The sequence below is a fragment of the Qipengyuania sp. B-5 genome (genome assembly GCF_056857815.1).
This window is the reverse complement of the sequence record NZ_JBSXNU010000051.1, coordinates 116,441-134,598: the sequence shown is the minus strand read 5'-3', so window position 1 is coordinate 134,598 and position 18,158 is coordinate 116,441. Positions and strand designations below refer to the sequence as shown.

18 protein-coding genes are annotated in these 18,158 nt (G+C 60.0%); 8 read left to right on the top strand and 10 right to left on the bottom strand.

Annotated elements, in window-relative coordinates:
* Nucleotides 1-3: 3 nt before the first annotated feature.
* A complete protein-coding gene (locus tag AC13CE_RS11040) occupies nucleotides 4-1,371 on the bottom strand; it encodes an MATE family efflux transporter (RefSeq protein ID WP_482972412.1) in 1,368 nt (455 codons plus the stop codon).
* A gap of 121 nt (nucleotides 1,372-1,492) precedes the next feature.
* On the opposite strand from AC13CE_RS11040, the gene AC13CE_RS11035 reads away from it, so the two are divergent.
* Both AC13CE_RS11035 and AC13CE_RS11030 read left to right on the top strand, forming a co-directional pair.
* Entirely contained in the window at nucleotides 1,493-2,257 is a 765-nt protein-coding gene (locus AC13CE_RS11035; protein ID WP_482972411.1) for a class II aldolase/adducin family protein, read from the top strand.
* 41 nt (nucleotides 2,258-2,298) lie between these two features.
* The gene (locus tag AC13CE_RS11030) at nucleotides 2,299-2,862 is read left to right on the top strand and encodes a (2Fe-2S)-binding protein (RefSeq protein ID WP_482972410.1); all 564 of its coding nucleotides are present in this window, start codon (nucleotides 2,299-2,301) and stop codon (nucleotides 2,860-2,862) included.
* Between the two features lie 200 nt (nucleotides 2,863-3,062).
* On the opposite strand, the gene AC13CE_RS11025 is transcribed toward AC13CE_RS11030, so the two are convergent.
* Complete coding sequence (locus AC13CE_RS11025; RefSeq protein ID WP_482972409.1) at nucleotides 3,063-5,177, bottom strand: TonB-dependent receptor; 2,115 nt, start codon at nucleotides 5,175-5,177, stop codon at nucleotides 3,063-3,065.
* Between the two features lie 165 nt (nucleotides 5,178-5,342).
* Between AC13CE_RS11025 and arsC the strand changes: the two genes are divergently transcribed.
* Entirely contained in the window at nucleotides 5,343-5,687 is a 345-nt protein-coding gene (gene arsC / locus AC13CE_RS11020; RefSeq protein ID WP_482972408.1) for an arsenate reductase (glutaredoxin), read from the top strand.
* On the opposite strand, the gene AC13CE_RS11015 is transcribed toward arsC, so the two are convergent.
* Nucleotides 5,684-7,048, bottom strand: coding sequence for an MFS transporter (locus tag AC13CE_RS11015; RefSeq protein ID WP_482972407.1), 1,365 nt, complete (start codon nucleotides 7,046-7,048; stop codon nucleotides 5,684-5,686). The two genes, arsC and AC13CE_RS11015, sit on opposite strands and share 4 nt — an antisense overlap.
* A gap of 114 nt (nucleotides 7,049-7,162) precedes the next feature.
* On the opposite strand from AC13CE_RS11015, the gene AC13CE_RS11010 reads away from it, so the two are divergent.
* A complete protein-coding gene (locus tag AC13CE_RS11010; protein ID WP_482972468.1) occupies nucleotides 7,163-7,780 on the top strand; it encodes a class I SAM-dependent methyltransferase in 618 nt (205 codons plus the stop codon).
* On the opposite strand, the gene AC13CE_RS11005 is transcribed toward AC13CE_RS11010, so the two are convergent.
* Entirely contained in the window at nucleotides 7,777-8,610 is an 834-nt protein-coding gene (locus AC13CE_RS11005; protein WP_482972406.1) for a glycerophosphoryl diester phosphodiesterase membrane domain-containing protein, read from the bottom strand. The two genes, AC13CE_RS11010 and AC13CE_RS11005, sit on opposite strands and share 4 nt — an antisense overlap.
* A 61-nt stretch (nucleotides 8,611-8,671) precedes the next feature.
* On the opposite strand from AC13CE_RS11005, the gene lipB reads away from it, so the two are divergent.
* Together lipB and AC13CE_RS10995 are read left to right on the top strand one after the other, a co-directional pair.
* Nucleotides 8,672-9,343: a lipoyl(octanoyl) transferase LipB gene (lipB, locus tag AC13CE_RS11000; protein ID WP_482972405.1), complete on the top strand. Its 672-nt coding sequence runs from the start codon at nucleotides 8,672-8,674 to the stop codon at nucleotides 9,341-9,343.
* The gene (locus tag AC13CE_RS10995; RefSeq protein ID WP_221537843.1) at nucleotides 9,340-9,675 is read left to right on the top strand and encodes a hypothetical protein; all 336 of its coding nucleotides are present in this window, start codon (nucleotides 9,340-9,342) and stop codon (nucleotides 9,673-9,675) included. Before lipB ends, AC13CE_RS10995 begins: the two co-directional genes overlap by 4 nt.
* Nucleotides 9,676-9,707: 32 nt before the next feature.
* On the opposite strand, the gene AC13CE_RS10990 is transcribed toward AC13CE_RS10995, so the two are convergent.
* On the bottom strand, nucleotides 9,708-10,820 hold the full coding sequence (locus AC13CE_RS10990) for an alkene reductase (protein ID WP_482972404.1): 1,113 nt from the start codon (nucleotides 10,818-10,820) through the stop codon (nucleotides 9,708-9,710).
* Between the two features lie 55 nt (nucleotides 10,821-10,875).
* Between AC13CE_RS10990 and AC13CE_RS10985 the strand changes: the two genes are divergently transcribed.
* Nucleotides 10,876-11,796, top strand: coding sequence for a DMT family transporter (locus AC13CE_RS10985; protein ID WP_482972403.1), 921 nt, complete (start codon nucleotides 10,876-10,878; stop codon nucleotides 11,794-11,796).
* On the opposite strand, the gene AC13CE_RS10980 is transcribed toward AC13CE_RS10985, so the two are convergent.
* From AC13CE_RS10980 to AC13CE_RS10965, 4 genes are all read right to left on the bottom strand, one after another.
* Nucleotides 11,777-13,099 (bottom strand): DUF2254 domain-containing protein, encoded by a 1,323-nt coding sequence (locus AC13CE_RS10980; protein WP_482972402.1) that lies wholly within the window; start codon nucleotides 13,097-13,099, stop codon nucleotides 11,777-11,779. The genes AC13CE_RS10985 and AC13CE_RS10980 overlap by 20 nt on opposite strands.
* Before the next feature lie 247 nt (nucleotides 13,100-13,346).
* The gene (nadA, locus tag AC13CE_RS10975; RefSeq protein ID WP_221537839.1) at nucleotides 13,347-14,333 is read right to left on the bottom strand and encodes a quinolinate synthase NadA; all 987 of its coding nucleotides are present in this window, start codon (nucleotides 14,331-14,333) and stop codon (nucleotides 13,347-13,349) included.
* A 78-nt stretch (nucleotides 14,334-14,411) separates the two neighbouring features.
* The gene (locus tag AC13CE_RS10970) at nucleotides 14,412-15,188 is read right to left on the bottom strand and encodes a hypothetical protein (RefSeq protein ID WP_482972401.1); all 777 of its coding nucleotides are present in this window, start codon (nucleotides 15,186-15,188) and stop codon (nucleotides 14,412-14,414) included.
* A 107-nt stretch (nucleotides 15,189-15,295) separates the two neighbouring features.
* Nucleotides 15,296-16,171, bottom strand: coding sequence for an MBL fold metallo-hydrolase (locus AC13CE_RS10965; protein WP_482972400.1), 876 nt, complete (start codon nucleotides 16,169-16,171; stop codon nucleotides 15,296-15,298).
* Nucleotides 16,172-16,219: 48 nt separating this feature from the next.
* Between AC13CE_RS10965 and glpK the strand changes: the two genes are divergently transcribed.
* Nucleotides 16,220-17,683, top strand: coding sequence for a glycerol kinase GlpK (glpK, locus tag AC13CE_RS10960; protein WP_482972399.1), 1,464 nt, complete (start codon nucleotides 16,220-16,222; stop codon nucleotides 17,681-17,683).
* Here the strand turns inward: glpK and AC13CE_RS10955 are convergent.
* The gene (locus tag AC13CE_RS10955; protein ID WP_482972398.1) at nucleotides 17,680-18,135 is read right to left on the bottom strand and encodes a DUF1465 family protein; all 456 of its coding nucleotides are present in this window, start codon (nucleotides 18,133-18,135) and stop codon (nucleotides 17,680-17,682) included. The genes glpK and AC13CE_RS10955 overlap by 4 nt on opposite strands.
* Nucleotides 18,136-18,158 lie beyond the last annotated feature (23 nt).

Sequence of the window (18,158 nt, the reverse complement as noted above, 5' to 3'; positions counted from 1 at the left end):
TGGTTAACGTTTCGTTGGAAGCGGTGAGGACTTTTCTGCCGCACTCCCGAGCACTCGCCAAACTACGAGGGCTGCAAGCGCGCCGCCCGCCAGATTTGCGACCAGCTCGGCGGCATATATGGCTTCTGCACCCCAGTTAGCCCGGAGCAACCAAGCAAAGGGTACCATGACGAGGAAGACCCGTGCGGCGCTTTGGGCGAGGGCAAAAGAAGCACGGTCGACCGCGTTCAGGGCTCCATTCCCCACGATGAGCAGCCCAAATCCGGCATAGCCCCAGACGGATATGGCGAGATAGCGCGAGAACTCTTCGATGACTTGCGGATTATCGGTGAAGAAATCCGCGAACCAGTCGCCGAGGGCGTACAGGATGACGGCGATCGCCATTCCATAAGCGAGGCAGAAAACACCCGCCCAGTACATGGCGCGCCGTGCACGATCGGCGCGGCCTGCTCCCCAATTCTGGCCGATTATCGCACCAATCGATCCCGATAGGCCGAGCAGGGGAACGACCGCGAAGCTTTGCAACCGGCCAGCGGCACCGAAGCCAGCAATGGCCGCTTCTCCCTGGCTCGCGAGTAGGGCGGTCAACACCGAGAGGCCGATGGGGTTGATAGCGTTGGAGAAAGCCGCCGGTCCCGCCACGCGCAGGATGGCCTGGCTAGATGCGCCGAAATCGCACTCGCGAATTCGCTTGGGATTGATGGATAGAGGCGTTCTGCCAATGAAGGCCAGTGCAATAAGGCACGCGACTGCGTAGCCGATGATCGAAGCATAGGCTGCGCCAGCTACGCCGTAACCTTCGAAGCCGAAGGCGCCGGTGATCAGGATCGGGTCGAGTACCCAGTTCACTGTCGCATAGGTTATCGATATCATCGAGACGTAACGCGCCTCGCCCTGGCCTCGCAGCACGCCGCCAAGACCCATCTGCAGCAATAGAACCGGCAGTCCCAGCGCGAATGGTTGCATGTATTCGAGGATCAGCGGCATCAGCGCCTCGCTCGCCTGCATCAAGCGAAACAGGGGACCAAGCAGGACGAAAAGCACCAGTCCCAGCACGATGCCAATGCCGAGCGCGAATACCGCCCCAAAATTGGCGCGGCGTTCTGCGCGGTCGACGTCCCCTTCGCCGAGCGCACGCGAAATGACCGAGTTGATGCCGACCATCACGCCGACGCCGAGACTGGAGAGCGCTATAGTGATCGGGAAAATGAAACTCACTGCAGCGAGTTCGGCCGCCCCCAATTGCCCGATGAAATAGGCATCGATCAGCCCGACCGACATGATCGCGGCCACGCCGATGATCATCGGCAGGGTCTGGGTAACGAGATGGCCGCGTATGCTGCCGCGGATCAGTTTGGCCGTCTCGCTCATCGCTCGCGGCGCTAGCGGGGCGGGGCGCGATTTGGAAGCGCCGATTTGACCTCCTGCATCTTGCTCCAGCTACCCTCTCCATGCGATAGAGGTTTCAAATAGAGACTTAGGAGAGAATGCGATGGCCACGCAGATGCAGCCGAAATTCGAATGCAGCGAAGAAGAATGGAAGGTCCGGCAGGATCTCGCCGCATGTTACCGCATCTTCGATCATCTCGGCTGGGGCGAAAGCATCTACAACCATATCTCCGTTGCCGTGCCGGGAGAGAAGGACACCTTCCTCATCAACCCCTTCGGCCTGCTGTATGACGAAGTGACCGCCTCGAACCTCGTGAAGATCGATGTGGAAGGCAACAATATCGGCCAGTCGCAATATATGGTCAACAAGGCCGGCTTCACCCAGCACGCCCATTTCCACAAGCACCTGGGTGAACGGGCAACGGCCATCTGCCACGTTCACACGACCGCCACCATGGCGGTGTGCAGCCACAAGAACGGGTTGCTGCCGACCAATTTCTATGCCTGCAATTTCCAGGGGCAGATCGGCTATCACGATTTCGAAGGCGTGACTGTCCGTGCCGAGGAAGGCGATCGGCTTGTCGAGAACCTGGGCGAACATTCCATCCTGATGCTGCGCAATCACGGGCCGGTGGTGATGGACAAAACCATTCCAGGCATGTTCGTGAAGATGTGGGCCTTGCAGCGTGCCTGCGAAATCCAGGTGGCAACGCTGAGCCAGGGCGAACCCAATATCGTCAAGCAGGAAGTGGTCGACGTGCACCAGCGCGACCTCTCGACCATGCAAACGCAGGGCGGGGCAGGGTTGTTCGATTTCGAGGCCTGGAAGCGCCGCGTCTCGAAGATCGACGACAGCTGGAAGAGCTGAGACCTCTCGACTTTTCCTGCAATTGAGGCAAAGGCGCCGCCATGTCGCGCATGACGGTCAACGACCGCCCGGTCGAATTCCTGATGGACCCGGAAACGCCCTTGTTGTGGGCGCTGCGCGATGCCGCCAACCTCACAGGAACGAAGTACGGCTGCGGCAATGGCGATTGCGGATCCTGCATGGTCCATATCGATGGCGAGGCGTTACGCAGCTGTCTCGTCACGATAGCCGAGGCAGAGGGGCGGTTCATTACTACAATCGAGGGTCTCTCGGGTGATCGCTCACATCCTGTGCAGCAGGCTATGGTGGCGGAACAGGCTATCCAGTGTGGTTTCTGCACGCCGGGGATCGTGATGGCCGCTGCGGCACTTGTGGACCGCAATCCTGCGGCAAGCGAAGAGGAAATCAAGGCCGCCATCCCCAATATCTGCCGCTGCGGCGTCTATCCTCGTCTCGTACGTGCGATCCAGCGAGCGGGCAGAGTTGCCCGGCGACAGGAAAGGATCAGCGCCGCACCTGCTCCGGGCATCAGCGCCGAGGATGCGACGGACGAAGTACCCGCTCTGACTGCGCCGGAGGAAAGCCCGGACCGTCGGCGCGACTAAGGCGACAAAGACGACTCGGTGTCGCCTTCGTAGGATTCTCTTAATCATCTGAATTAGAAGAGAAAATCAGGTTCCGGTGCAGCGAAGGCGACAAGTTGGCCCGAAATCGAAAAAATTGCTCGGCAGACGATATGAAAGAGCGACCTCCCTCCTATCGCGCCGAGGCACGTGTAGGAAAGTCGCTCTTCCGGTAGATCCAGTCAGATTTCGAACCGCACTCCGATCCGCGCGCTAAACGGATCGGCGGGCTGGATGTTATTGTCGCCGTGGGCGCTCGGGTAATAGGTTTCGTCCAACAGGTTTTCGATGTTGAGCTGGAGGCTCAACCGCTCGCTGACCGCGTAATAAGCAGCTGCATCGACGCGCCAGTAGCTCGGGAGGACGACATTGTTCGAGAAACTGGCGAACTGATCCGACTGATGAATCACGCCGAGGCCGAGGCCGATCTGGTCGGTCACGTCGAAGCGGTTCCACGCGCTGATCGAATGCTTGGGCAACTGCTGGAGACGCTGTCCGGCATCGCCGAAAGCGTTATCGTTCAGCAATTCCCCGTCGAGATAGGTGTAGCCGAGATTGGCCTTCCAGAAGTCGGCGATCTCGCCCACGGCGCTCACCTCGAACCCTTCGACGCGGCTCTCGCCGGCAAGGACCACCTCGTCGAACTCGTTGGTCGCCTGGATATTCGTACGCTCGAGCCGGAAGATTGCGGCACTCACCAGCACCTTGTCCAGCGGGGCCCATTTCGCGCCCAGTTCGTAATTGGTGAACTTCTCGGGTTCGAATCGGGCGTCATCCTGCGAAAGAATGAAGAACTGGTCACCTGCCTGCGGAAGGAAGCTTTCGGAATAGGACGCATAGAGCGAGATGTCGGGCGTGGGCTTGACGATCAACCCCAGGCGAGGGCTGAATTTCTCGTCCACCCGGCCGGCGGGTTCGTCGTCGATGAGATCGATGGTGTCGAGGTCGAAGCGGTCCCAGCGGACGCCTGCAACCAATTCCACATACTCGCCAATTTCCAGCTGTTCCTGAAGATAGAAGGAAAGCGTTTCCAGATCGCTGGCGCGCGAGCGGGAGGTGGGAGCCAGTACGAAAGGCGGAACGAACAGGTTGTCGGTCAGCGGTGTCTCGTTTGGCTGCAACGCATCCGGATCGGTGGCATCGACGGGGCGGGTAAAGGACACGTTTGCCCGCTGGTTGGCCGAATCCTGACGGCTTGCTTCCATGCCGAACAGAAGGGTCGAGGACAGGCTGGAGCCCAGGTCAGCTTCCCAGATGAAATTCGCCTGGCCGATCCAGTTCGTGCGCTGCTGCGTGTCGCGATAGCCGCCCAGGAAAACTGTTTCGCCATCGGTTCCGGACGGCAGGATATTGGCATAGGCCTTGTCGTAATCGGCGAATTGGAGCGTCGCGTTTGCGGTCAGACCGCGGTTGAAATCATGCTCCAGCCGTACACGGCCGATGTGCACTTCGGCTTCTGCGCGATTGAAGTCGGAATCGCCGAAAAAGGTGCTGTCGAATCCGGTCAGCGGACCGCCATCGATCGACGGCACTCCGCGATCGGTAACCCTCTCGTCATTGTCATAGGTATAGCTGGCAACGAGAGTCGTATCCGGTCCCAGAGCGGCGGTCAGCGTCGGCGAAACGCCGATGAAACGGCCTTCGTAGAAATCGCGATCATTGTCGAATTCCTCATAGGTCGCGTTGAGGCGCAGTGCGAGGCCGTCCGAAAGGGGCTGGTTGATGTCGGCCAGCAGAGCGAAGGCGCCGAAGCTGTCGACCGACCCTTCCCCGCTGATGGCTGATGTCCATTCAGCGCGCTTGGCCACGCGGTTGATCGCGCCGCCACCGGCCCCGCGACCGAAGATGAGCGCGTTGGCTCCCTTGAGCACCTCGACGCGCTCGATGTTGTAGAGCGACCGATAGTATTGCGCGTCGTCGCGCAACCCGTCGATGTAGAAATCGGCGGTGGTTTCCTGCCCGCGGATGAACACTTCGTCACGGTGTCCCTCCCCGGTTTCCATGCTGATGCCTGGCACATAGCGTAGCGCGTCGTTCAGCTGGCGGACCGCCTGATCTTCGAGTTGGTCTTCGGTGATGAAAGCGACCGACTGCGGTACGTCGATCAAGGGAGTCGGGGTCTTGGTAGCCGTCGATCCATCATCGAATCCGTATTCATCTGCGCGTTCACCCTTCACGATGATGTCGCTCGGCAGATAGTCCCGTTCGGGCTGCGTCTCTGTCGTGGTGTTGGCTGAGGCAGGCGTTGCGAAGGCTGTTCCGCAAAGCAGGAGGGCGGCGAGGGAAAAAGGCTTCATGGGATTCTTCCGTTCTTGCGAATGAGTGGTAAAACTCGCGAGCCTGCTATTGAGAGTTATTCGCATTTGCAAGCCCGATTGTGGAACTCGGCAAAGAAAAATCGCAAGTGGTTCTTTCGCTCATCGCAACGGTCGATTAGCGAGGCTCCAAAGGAGACCTGAACGATGAAGGCCACGATCTGGCACAACCCGAAATGCGGCACTTCGCGCAAGACGCTTGCCATCCTCGAGAATCTTTCCAAGGTCGAGGTGGAAGTGATCGAATATCTCAAGAACCCGCCGAGTAAGGAGAAACTCGCGCAACTCTATCGGGATGCCGGCATCAGCTCTAACGAAGGCCTCAGGCTTCGCGGCACCGACGCCGTGGAGCGCGGCCTGCCCGATGCCAGTGCCGACGAAGTGCTGGAAGCGATGGTGGCCGATCCGATCCTGATCGAGCGTCCGCTGGTCGAAACCGACAAGGGGGTTCGCCTTTGTCGGCCACAGGATACGGTCCTTGATATCCTCTAGCCGGTGCTGCGGGTGAGGGCGCTGTCCTTCTGCAGCGCGTTCCACCCGTAGATTAGTACGGCCGAACACAGGGCGGCGATCAATCCGAACCCCAGCCAATCCGAATGACCGTAGAGCCACACGCCGAGCGCCGGGGCGTAAATGAAACTAGCTCCGGCGACCGAAGCGGTAATACCCGAGGCCTTACCCTGCTCGGATCGCGTGACGGCGAGAGACGTACCTGCTGTGCTGCCCGGGCGGAACAGCCCAAAGCCCAGCGAGGCGATTGCATAGGCAAGCGCGATCGAATGGAGATCATCGGCAACGCCCAGATATACGACGCCTGTAGCTGCAACGGCGATACCTGACAATGTCGCCGCTCGTGGCCCCAGGTCCAAACGGGGGATCAGTCCCCATTGTGCGAGCAGGGTTGCGATGGCTCCGCACATCAGTACCAGTCCCACCGGCCCGGCACCCAGCGCGGGAGTCGCGCGCAGGCCAAGCCTGTCGAGCACGAGAAAACCGATAATCCCGAGAACCATCGCCTGCGCGTGCCCGCCAAGCAGGCCGACTGTGACCCAGGGTCGCAAGCGCGGCTCGAACCACCGCAGCCTGTGCGGATCGACATCTTCCTCGTCTTCGTCTTCCTGCGGCACTTCGTCGGACCGGACGCTGGAAGTCGATCCACTGGTGTAAGGCGCGTCGTAGGTGCTGCCGCGTGCCTCGAATTGCGGCTCGTCGTTTGGCAGTCTCAGTCGCAGCGCGGTAAGCGTGAGCAATCCGATCAGCGCGAAAATGATGAAGGGGCCGGTCAGACCTACAAAGGGCAGAACCATCAGAGGTGCCAATGCGGGCCCGATCACCGTACCGAGACCGAAACTCGAGGCAATCAGCGAAAGCGCCTGCGTTCGCTCGGCGCGTGGCGTGCGGCTGGCGACATAAGCCTGCACCGCAGGCGGCGCGGCGCTGCCGAAGCCGCCGTAGAGGCTGCGGGCGATTGCAAAAGCGACGAGCGCTGCAGTACCGCCAAGTACCCCTAGCAATCCGAGCCAGAGGGCGAGGCCGCACAAAGCCATCGAGGCGATAAAGCCGATCAATCCCACCGCCATCATGGCTTTGCGACCCCGCCGGTCCGAGCGCTCTGCCCAGAGTGGTGCACAGATCACCCACAAAAGAGCGGACCAGCTGTAGGCCAGGCTTATCCAGACATCGTCTATCTCCAGCGCTGTCCCGATCGACGGCATGACCGATTGCATCGCGGTATTCCCGGCCGCAGTCGTCAGCATCACTGCGAACAGCAGCGTCATACGCTCGCGCGAAATGCTTTTCGGCCGCGATGGCGGCGGTGACTTAAGGGTATTATCGGCGTCGGCTTCAGCCATAGATTTCTCCGCTAGGCCTGTGGTCCTGCGCTTGCAATGCTCCGTGCTCCCTGCCAAACCCGCCAACCTTCCACCGGGTTGCAAAAGGTAAATGACTTGAGCGGACAACAGGGTATCGGTGTGATCGAGCGACGCACTCTGAAAGATCGCGCATCGCGGCTGTTCGGCCAATGGGGCGTATTCTTCAAGGGCTTCCTCGAAGAACCGAAAATGGTCGGCTCGATCATTCCGTCATCGCGCTTTACCATTCGTAAAATGCTCGCTCCGGTCAAATGGGACGAATGCAAGGTCTTCGTCGAGTATGGTCCGGGTGTCGGTACCTTCTGCCAGGCCGTACTCGACCGGCTGCCGCGCGATGGACAACTGATCGTTATCGATACCAATCCGCTTTATATCGACTATCTCAAGAAACATTTCCGGGACAGTCGCTTCAGCGCGGTTCACGGATCGGCTGCGGACGTAGAGGAGATCGTCAGGGCGCATGGGCACGAGCGTGCCGATTATGTGCTTTCGGGCTTGCCTTTCTCCACACTTCCGGACGGCGTCGGGCCCGCCATCGCCGCGGCGACCCACCGCGTAATCCGCCCCGGCGGGGCTTTTCTCGTTTACCAGTTCTCCGCCAAGGCAAGAGATTTCATGGAACGTCATTTCGACCGGATCGACAGCGGATTTGAGCCGCTGAACGTGCTACCCTGCCAGCTGTTCTGGGGCTGGAAGGAAGCGGAGGCTTAGTCCCCGCTTGCGGTATTCCGCTCGGCTGACGTGCTGTAAAGGCGTGTCAGCTGGGTATGTATCGCCGCCAAGACGCCAGCAAAGAACAACGCCAGCAAGGCGTTCATCAGACTGGCGCTGATCGCCTGGCCAAAGCTTTGCACCTCTGCCCCGCCCATAGCGAAGAGAAGTGCGAAGACCATCGAGACGATGGTCGAAATCACAATGTAGGCGACCAGCAGCAGGAAATAGAAAAAGAACAATCGCACGCTGTTGCCCTTGGTCAGCTGCCATGAGCGGGTAAGAGCAGCAACCGGATTGAGCTGACCGTCGATTGCGATGATCGGCGCAGCAATCGAGAGTTTGGTCAGCACGTAGGCGACGACAACGAGACCTGCGATTCCTCCGATGATTGCAAGGGGCGTCAGGCCGCTGGCTACTGGAAGCCCGATAAGCAGGAAGATCACGATGGCGAGGATGACCGCCTGCAACAACTGTGCCGCAATATATGACAGAACGGATTTGCCCCCGGCCGAGATGGCTTGTCCAACGGTAGGGCTGGCTCTCCTCTTCAGCAGCGCGAGCATAGCAAGCAGACCGATGCCCTGTACGATGCCCAAGAGCACCAGGGCCCACCAGTAACCGGCGAACATTTCGTTCGCCATGGCTTCCGTTTCGGGAGAGGATGGATCGAACTGGCCCATCGTTAACTCGGCAAGGCCCGGAATCCAGAGCAGAGCCGCAGCATAGGGGATGAAGTAGAACACCCCGGCGACGACAGCCAGCAAGCTGAAATTGTCGCGCAAAAGGCGCGTTGTATCTTTCCAGGCGGTGTCGAGATCGAATTTCATCGTGGCTCCCCTCGGATATTGGCTCTTGATAAGCGTGAACACAATCGCCACGCAATCGCCGATGTCCGTCCCGTTCCCCGAAAATATCGAATGGCGTGCCGAAGAAGGGCAAATCCCCTATCGCGAAGCGCTTGCGACGATGGAAGAGCGCAATGCGGCGATCAGCGATGGTGAGGCCAAAGAACAGATCTGGCTGCTCGAGCATCCCCCGGTCTATACTGCCGGTACCAGCGCCGACGGCGCGGAATTGCTCGATCCGCGCTTCGAGGTCGTCGATGCAGGGCGGGGTGGCCGGTATACCTATCACGGTCCGGGCCAAAGGATCGGTTACCTGATGTTGGACCTGAAGGCGCGCGGACGCGACGTGCGTTGCTTTGTGCATTCGCTCGAAGGCTGGGTCATTGCTACCCTGGGTGACCTGGGGGTGGAATGCTGGCGCAGTGAAGGCCGGATCGGTATATGGACCCGTGATATCGACGGGCGCGAGGCCAAGATCGGTGCGATCGGCGTGCGCGTGCGGCGCTGGATCACCATGCACGGTTTCTCGGTAAATATCGCGCCGGATCTCTCGCATTTCGCCGGCATCGTCCCCTGTGGGATCGAAGAATTCGGCGTCACCAGCCTCGAGAAGCTCGGTCTCGATCTTGCGCCATCGGCTTTCGATAAGGCATTGAAGAACCGCGCAGGCGATTTCCTCGCCGCGCTCGAAGGAAAGGCCTGCTCGCTGCCATGATCCGATTGTCTATCCTTGCCGTCATGTGCATGGTTCTGTCAGCCTGTGGAGACGATCCCGCTCCCGGCGAGCAGAACGATGCCGCCCGCGATGCACGCGGTGAAGTACTTGGCGGGACGATAAGCGACGACATGTTGCCGCTCGACACCGTGCGTTCGCAATCGCCCCCATTGGTCGAGAATCAGGAAGGTGACGATGACACTTCCGCTGCCGCAGCCACTGAGGAATCGGCTGCTGCCGAGCCTCCTCCCACGGATGAACCTGCACCCGAGGTAGAGCCGGAAGCGCCGGACTCAGAAGCAGAGGAACAATCCGACCCGGCTAACTCCTGAGAGTCGGGGCCGGGTCGGATATCTGATCCGGATCACACCGTGACGGTTTCACCGGTCTCGGCCAGTGTCGGATAATCGATGTAGCCTTCGGGTCCGGGCAGGTACCAGCTTTGCGGCACGTTCACATTGGGCTGCAATTTGGCACCATTGCGGAAGCGTTCGGGAAGATCGGGGTTCGATATGAAATCCCGGCCCCAGCTTACCGCATCGCAACGTCCCGCCTCGATGTCGGCCACGGCCTGCTCGGGCGTGTAATCGCTGTTGAGGATGAGCTTGCCCGAGTAGATCGAGCGGATCAGCGGGCTCTGCTTGGGCACATTAGTCGATCCGAAGGTCCCTTCGGGCCCCGGCTCGCGCAGTTCGAGGTGATCGAGGCCGAGTTCCTCAATTACCTTGGCGGCTGCGCCGAAAGTGGCGGCTGGATCGCTGTCGTCGCATCCCTGCGTTTCACCATTGGGCGATAGACGAACGCCCACGCGCTGTGCGCCCCAGACATCTGCCAGCGCAGTCAGAACTTCGCGCAGGAAACGTGTCCGGTTTTCGGGGCTGCCACCATATTCGTCTTCGCGCTGGTTCGTGCTGTCGCGCAGGAACTGGTCGACGAGATAGCCATTCGCCCCGTGGAGCTGGACGCCGTCGAAGCCTGCCTTTTTCGCGTTCTCGGCAGCATGGCGATAATCCTCCACCACGCGGGTGATTTCGCCCTTCGAAAGCTCGCGCGCCGCTTCGTAATCCTTGCGTCCTTCGAAGGTGTGGGCGTGTCCGGGGGCCTTGGTGGCGCTGGCCGATACGGGCGGATTTCCTCCGAGGAAGTCTGGGTGGACAAGGCGTCCCATGTGCCACATCTGAAGAACGATCTTGCCGCCTTCCTCGTGTACGGCTTCTGTTACCTGTTTCCAGCCCTCGGTCTGTGCCTCGCTCCAGATGCCGGGCGCTGCCGGCCACCCCAGGCCTTCGACACTGATACCCGTGGCTTCGGTAATGATCAGGCCTGCGCCGGCGCGTTGGCGGTAATATGTTGCCATCATCTCGTTGGGGATCGATCCCGGCTGAGTCGAACGGCCACGGGTGAGCGGGGCCATGAATATCCGGTTCTTCGCCTCGATGGCGCCGAGGGTAAGCGGTTCGAACAGTTTTTCGTGCATGGAGGCGTAGTCCTTTTTGGCTGGCCTTGTGTGACGCAAGAGCTAGGGGGCGGGTATGGGCGAGACAAGCGCAGAGCCGGACAAGAATGGCTTTCAGGCCAGCGCGTGGCACTTCGCCGCGCTGATAGCTGGCAACGCTGCCCTGGCGTTGGGACCCTGGCTGGTTAGGCTTGCCGACACCGGTCCGATCTCGGCGGCATTCTGGCGCCTGCTCTTGCCTATTCCGATCATTGCCCTGCTGGCGTGGCGGGGACGGGCGCCCGGTCCGATGGACGTCCGGCTGGCGCTGTTGGTGGTCATGGCAGGCGTGTTCTTCGCGCTGGACCTTGCGAGCTGGCATATCGGCATCGAGCAGACACGGCTGGGGAATTCGGTATTGTTCGGCAATTCTGGCAGCGTCATCCTGATGATCTGGGGTCTTATCGCGCTGCGCCGGGCTCCGTCCTGGCGCGAGGCGGCTGGCGTGGTCGCTGCCCTGGTCGGCGCGGCGATACTGCTTGGTCGCAGTCTTGAAATTTCCACCACTTCATTCGTCGGCGATCTGCTGTGTCTGTTTGCCGGTGTGTGCTACGCCTTCTACCTACTTCCCGCACAGCGCGCGCGGGCGGTACTGGGACAGTGGAGCGTCCTGTTGCTCGTCTGCATTGCCGCGTCTCCCCTATTGCTCGGAATGGCGGTCTTCGCTGGTGAGCCGATCTGGCCGGGCGCAAAGGGCTGGACGCCCGTGCTGCTCCTCGCCCTGTCCAGCCAGATCATCGGCCAGGGGCTGCTGGTCTATTCACTCCGCAACTTCCCACCGCTGATTATCGGCATGGCGCTGCTTACTCAGCCAGCCCTTGCGGCGACTGTCGGGTGGCTGGTTTTCGGGGAGGTGCTGGTCCCTCTGGATATCGTGGGAATGGCACTGGTCGCAGCGGCATTGATGCTGGCCAAGAGCGCGCCGCCACCGCGGCTGGCTAGCGTTCGATCCGATTGAGAAAGGTCTGGTAACGGGCGGCCACAGCATCGAGCTCAGGTCCGACGAGATGTTCGTGAGCCTGCTGCGCGAGGAGTTTGCCCTCGACCTTTAGGACAGCGCGCCTGGCCTCGTCGTCGAGCGTGGAAGCGGCGTCTACAAGTGCATCGAAAGTGACCAGCGTAGCGATACGATTGGTTGCAACCCCGCTACGCATCGCGCCGAATCCGCGCTCTACGAAATGGGAGAAATCGTCTTCAAGCAGTACTAAATGGGGCTCGCTACCGTTCTTGGCGAAGCTGCGTGTGAGGTTGCGTCGGGCCAATTCTGCCGTGGCAGCGCCCAGCCAATGGACCGCAGTCACAGCAGTGAACGGATCATTGATCCCGGGCGATAGTGCTCGCAGACCGATTTCCACCAGTTCGTCGATGAGGAATTGCATGTCCTGAACAGGTGTACGCATACTCCCGAGTGTGAAAGCGTCGCGGACGTCTTCGTCGGGACAGTTTGCTGTCACATCCATGTCTGCCCAGTATGCGAGTGGCACATCGGGATGAACGAAGTCACCGGTTCTGACAGCCAGTTTGAGCTTGCCGTTCTCGCGCTGGGCGAGCTTTTCAAGATTCGAGAAATCAATGGCTTGCACATAGCCGGTGTCAGTGGCCCTGACAGGGTTGCCCTCCAGTACAGAATGCGCCCTTTCTCCCCTGTTCTTATCCGGAAACCGGTCCCTGATGTCGTCAAGCAGCCGTGAGCCAATACCTTTCAGAACGGTGTTGATCCGGATTGAAGCAGGTATGTGATTGAGAAAGTAGACCAGAACCGCAACAGACAGCATCATCAGGACGAAAGCCACAAGCAGCGATAGTTGGGGCACAAAGCCCGGCATGATAGCCTCGGCTGCATTATCGATGGTCGCGGGTACCTCGTCCTCTGCCCGCACGGCCCTCAGGACGGTGATCGCGTAAACGAAAGTGCCGATAAAAGTCGCGAGGCTGAACTGGTTCCCCCGGTCTTCCATGAAATTGGTAAGAAGGCGGGGGCCGTAATTGCCGCTGGCATAAGCGACCGCAGCAATAGTGATGGAAAACACGGTAGAGGCCACGCCGATCATCGTGCCGGCAATGACGGTAAGCATGTTGATCGCACCATCGGGCCGCGCTGGCTGGAGCCAGGTGACATCATTGAGGAAAGATGCCCAGCCGCTGCGATCGAGCCAGAGGGTAAGCGTTGCCAGCAGCAGTGCCGCTATCGACAGGAGTGCTGGCAGGAACCAGTAGCTCGCATTAATGTCGTGCCATAGCTTCATCAATCGAGCGGTCATGCGATACTCTGCATTCTGGGGGCGGGTTGGTCGAAACGGGTACACTCGTCTGCGATATTGCGATCGCATTCCTGCTCGGTTTTGGCAATCGCGTGATCCCGCAATTCCTCTCCCCAGTGGCTCAGGATTCCGGCCCAAAGCACGAGGGCTCACGCTAGCGGGACGGCGACCAGCCTATGGATCGTCCAGTCGCGAATGCCCCTGTCGTTGCGGATAAGGGCCTAACGTGGAAGGTGGGGAATAGTGCCTAGACCCTACCCAGATCGCCCTTGCCGATGGTTCCGCTAGCCATTTCGAGCATCCGGTCGAGGCTCTGCTTGGCCTTCAGGCGCAATCCTTCTTCAATCTCGATCCGTGGTTCAAGCGTATCGAGGCATTTGTACAGCTTCTCCAGCGTGTTCAAAGCCATGTAGGGGCAGATATTGCAGCTGCAATTCCCATCCGCGCCTGGCGCACCGATGAAGTTCTTTTCTGGCAACGCCTTTTCCATCTGATGGATGATGTGCGGCTCCGTCGCCACGATCAGCGTGTCGCCTTCAAAAGTTTCCGCAAACTGCAGGATGCCGCTGGTCGAACCGACGTAATCGGCATGTTCGACGATGGTAGGTGGGCACTCAGGATGCGCGGCGACAGGGGCGCCGGGGTGCTGCTGCTTCAGCTTGAGCAGTTCGGTTTCGCTGAAGGCCTCGTGCACGATGCACACGCCCGGCCAGAGCAGCATTTCGCGATTGAACTTGCGGCTCATGTAACCGCCAAGATGCCGATCCGGCCCGAAGATGATTTTCTGATCCTCCGGGATCTGGCTGATGATCGTCTCCGCACTGGACGATGTGACGATGATGTCGCTGAGCGCTTTCACTTCGGTCGAGCAATTGATGTAGGTCAACGCGATATGATCGGGGTGCTTTTCACGAAAGGCTTTGAACTTTTCCGGCGGACAGCTGTCTTCCAGGCTGCAACCTGCATCCATGTCCGGCAGAACGACTATCTTTTCGGGGCTTAGAATTTTTGCCGTGTCGGCCATGAACTTGACGCCGCAGAAGGCGATGACATCGGCATCGGTTTCCGCCGCCTTGCGGCTGAGCTCCAAACTGTCACCGACGAAATCGGCAAGGTCCTGGATCTGCGCAGTCTGGTAATAATGCGCGAGGATGATCGCGTTCTTCTCCTTGCGAAGGCGATCGATCTCGGCGAGCAGGTCGGTGCCTGTCGGTAGGCTGGTTTCGGCGGTCATAGTTTCGTCCCGTCTGATGGCTTTGCGGCGCTTATAAACAGAACGAGCAGCGAGGCGAGGGGGTTCCTTCGCTCGCGATTACATCGAAAAGCCGGGAGGCAGGAATGCTTGCATCGGTCGTTCGGCACCCGCGCTGCCGAGAATGACCCATTCGGTAAAGGCATAGCCAAGCGGTGAATAGGCCAACAGCATCGATCCGACGAATGTCCCCACTACTATCCCTGTGCCCCACCAATAGGCCGGATGTACCTGGCCCAGCGTACGCTTGTCCGCGATCATGCCAATGATCGGGAAGATTAGCGTGACACAAAAGGTAATAGTCCACGCGTTGGGTATCAGCAGTGGAAGAGGCAAAAGTCGTCCTATCCCTGGCCCCGTCAGGATACTCATGGAAACCAGCATCAGCCGACGATGCCAGCCATTGTAGCGTTGCCGGCGCAGGGCCCACCAGGCCAATCCGCCGAAGGTCATCAATCCGACGAGATTACTGACGAGAAACTCGTTCACATCGAAGAAGAACGGTCCGCCCGTGCGGCGTGCCACCACGATCATGATCATGCATCCCGCGAGGACCATGGCCGGAACCCAGAGATAGGCCAGCTTGCCGAGCGAGGAATGCAGCTGCCAGTTTTGCGCAGAAGCGGTGACATGCTGGGCGAGATAGAGAACGATCCAGCCCATGAAAATCAGCGCATGGACGTGATAGGCCAGTGGTGCATCGAAGCTGGATCGCCCCATTGCCAGATTGAGCGTGAAACCCGCCACGATGACGAATCCCATGACAAAGGCCATGATGGTGAAGAAGCGCGTGTTCCCACGAATTGCAGGAATCTGCGGCGCAGCGGCAGTGGCCATACCCGTAACCTCCCCAAAAACGAGCGACCACCTGTTCTTATGCAATCATCGAATATCCGCGTTGTGGGCTGTTGGTCAAGCGTAAGGCCGCGCCGCGTCACGCACGATCAAATCGTCTGCCATTCGGTGCCTGACCTGATGACCAAACCACGGCGCTCCAGATCAATGAGGTGAGCAGTTACCGACATCTTTGCTGCACCATGCAGGCGTTCATCGAGCCCCTTGTACATCCTGGGAACGAAGTCGGCTGCTTCGAGCGGCCCCTCGCGCAAATGACGCAGGATCTGGTTCTCACGCTGGCGCCGGTGGCCGATCATGCCCCGAACGAGTTGGCGCGGCTTCTCGATTGCCTCACCATGCGCGGGATAATAAATCCGGTCATCTTCGCGCGCGTAAAGCTTTTCGAGGCTGCTCATATAATCTGCCATATCGCCGTCTGGCGGGACGACGACGCTGGTCGACCAGCCCATCACATGGTCGCCCGTAAAAACCGCGCTGCTTTCCTCGAGAGCGAAACACAGGTGGTTGGAAACATGACCCGGTGTGGCGATGGCACGCAGGGTCCAGCCCGGGCCGGTCATTGCCTCGCCGTCCTCCATGACGCGATCGGGTTCGTAGGTGCGGTCGAAGCTTGCGTCCGCACGTGGGCCGCTATCGTCAAGTACGAGAGGCGCGCATCCGACGATAGGAGCGCCGGTGCGATGGGCAAGGGTCTTCGCGGCAGGCGAGTGGTCGCGGTGGGTATGTGTGCACATGATCGCGCAGACATGCTCCTCGCCGATAGCGGCGTCGAGCGCCAGAAGGTGTTCCTTCTCGTCCGGGCCGGGGTCGATGACCGCACAGCCGTCCCCAAGGCCGACAATATAGGATTGGGTGCCGGTGTAGGTATAGGGCGAAGGGTTGGGCGCCAGCACGCGCCGGACGAGCGGTTCCAACTGCATGGCCTTGCCGGTGGGCCAGGGTTTGGGAGGAGGACCTGCCATGCCCCAAGCCTGTAGCGAATGGAGCCGCTTGTCGATAGGGAGGGTCGCATGGGAGAGAAAATTCTGGTCCTCGACGCAGGGACGACTTCGACACGCGCAATGATTTTCGACCGCCGAGGCAGGATGGAGTCCGTGGCTCAATCCGGTCTGACACAGCATTATCCGAAGCCTGGCTGGGTCGAGCACGACGCTTCCGAAATCTGGGAAAAGACCTTGAGTTGCATGCGCGAGGTGGTGGGTGAGGCTGCTGCCGATATTGCGGCCATCGGGATCACCAATCAGCGTGAGACGGTCGTAGCTTGGGATCGTAACAGCGGCGAACCCCTGGCAAGGGCGATTGTTTGGCAAGACCGGCGAACGGCCGGTTTCTGCGCGCAACTGAAGGAGGGGGGACAGGAACCGGATGTGCAAAGGCGCACCGGCCTCCTGCTCGATCCCTATTTCTCAGGCACGAAGATGCGCTGGATGCTCGACAATGACGAAGCTGTACGCGCGGCAGCGGGCCAGGGCCGGCTCGCCTTCGGTACCGTCGAGAGCTGGCTCGTTTACAAACTTTCCGGCGGTGCCCATGTGTCGGATGCCAGCAATGCTAGCCGAACCTTGTTGTTGGCGCTCGATGGCGAACAATTCGACGAGGATCTCTGCCAGCTTTTCGGCGTGCCGAAGGAAACGCTGCCTCAAGTCATCGATACGCACGGAGTGCTGGCGAACTGCGCCGCGAACTGCCTGGGGCGCGAAATCCCCATCTGCGGCCTTGTGGGCGACCAGCAATCCGCCACCATCGGGCAGGGCTGCCTTTCCTTTGGGGATACCAAAGCAACCTACGGCACCGGCGCTTTCGTGCTGACCAACAAGGGAACCGATATCCCCCGTTCAGATAATCGTATGCTTGGAACGGTGTTGCATCAGGCGGATGGCAAACGGACCTATGCTATTGAAGGGTCGTGCTTCGTTGCGGGCAGTCTCGTACAGTACCTGCGTGACCAACTCGGTTTGATTGGAAGCGCCGACGAGACCGAAGCGCTCGCACGTTCGATCGACGATAGCGGGGAGGTTGTAATCGTACCTGCGCTTGCAGGCCTCGGTGCTCCACATTGGCAGCCCGATGCTCGCGGCGTGATTTCCGGTCTGAGCTTTGCGAGCGGACGGGCGCAAATCGCGCGCGCCGCGCTTGAGGCAATGGCCCACCAGACGCACGACCTCTGCGCTGCCTTTGCGGCCGATTCCGCACCATGGAAATCCCTGCGCATCGATGGCGGGATGAGTGCAAATGACTGGATGGCGCAAGACCTTGCGGATATGCTTGAACTCGATGTCGAACGCCCCGACTTCATAGAAACGACAGCGCTCGGTGCGGCGATATGCGCCAGCGTGGGCGCGGGTTTCTACAGATCACTTGAAGAGGCGGCGGAAGCGATGCGGGGGGCGACCCAGGTCTTCGTGCCGAAGATGGAAGAGAAAGTCAGAAGCGACCGTCTCGCACGTTATGCGCGTGCACTCTCGGCTGCCTAGCGCAGTGCGAAAGCCTCGGAAATGCGGCCCTGCATATCGCGCACCGGATCGTTTGCCTCGCCGCCGTTTTGTCGCTGCTCTTCGTCCAGCCGCCTGATCCGCGCGTAGAGGCGTTCGGTATCGCGGATCAGCCCGCGAGCTCCCGGTTCGAGCAGTTCCATATTTTCCGGATCGGAAGGGCGTTCCTCCCCCAGTTTGCCGTGCCGAAGCATTTGCAGCCTTGTCAGTTCGCCCGCATAGTAGGCCCGCTGGTTCAATAACCAGGCCAACGCATGCATCACCCGTGTAGTGGTACGCAGACCTTCTATCGATACAGCCATGCGCACGCGGTCGTTTACATCGCCACGGCCCGTGTCGTCTCGCAGGTCGAACACGGCCCGCGCCTCATCCGCCAGCGCAAGCGCTTCGGTGTAGAGGTCTTCGACAACCTGCTCTTGAATCGTCCGCTCCATGTCCATGATGAACGACGAGCTAC